This is a genomic window from Psychrobacter sp. TWP2-1-2 (assembly GCF_049896785.1).
In the GTDB taxonomy this organism is placed as follows: domain Bacteria; phylum Pseudomonadota; class Gammaproteobacteria; order Pseudomonadales; family Moraxellaceae; genus Psychrobacter.
On record NZ_JAFCVA010000048.1, the window covers coordinates 1 to 700 of the forward strand.

At 40.3% G+C, this 700-nt stretch carries 1 protein-coding gene; it reads left to right on the forward strand.

What is annotated here, in order from left to right; translation table 11 throughout:
• Positions 1-241: 241 nt before the first annotated feature.
• The coding region (locus ACP7AE_RS14175; protein ID WP_426243865.1) for a trehalose-phosphatase at positions 242-700 on the forward strand (459 nt) is incomplete at its 3' end.

Sequence of the window (700 nt, forward strand, 5' to 3'; positions counted from 1 at the left end):
TTGACTAATGAAGGTTGAGTAACGGGGGCAGTATTTGATCAGTTACAGAACTCGTATCAAATTGAACACTCTTACCCTCAAGTGTCTTTATGTTTATGGCAGACTTGTTATAAGATCCAATTAGGTAAGACTGGCTATCTATATAGCCCCAAAAAATATTGCGTCCACTCTAAACAAGCACGGAGTCTCAAATTTAGAACAAGATATTTAAAGTATGGTGCTTTGCTAAAAAGGAATAGAAGTGACTTCAGGAAGAAGCCTCGGTATAAACAGGCAACCTTTATATATCTGCCCAAAAAACTTTTCTGATTATTTATGCAATCAGCAAGAGTACTGCGTGTTTTTAGATATAGATGGCACGCTCGCTGAATTTACGCTGCACCCTAAAGATAGCATCATCCCAACGTCCACTTTAACGCTTTTACAAAACATACAAAGCCACGGGGTGAAAATTGCAGCCGTGACCGGCCGCAGCCTTAAAGAAGCAAGACAGATGCTGTCTCCTATAAAGTTACCTATTGCTGCCACTCATGGACTAGAAATATCATACAGTGATAATAGTGAGGTGAACGTTGCTTCTGTTGACATACTTGAACTTGATGCCATCCGTCAGTCGGTCATCCAATCTTGCTCCTCCTTTGATGACTTCACTATAGAAAATAAACCTTATTCTCTCGCATTGCATTTCCGGCAAAACCCT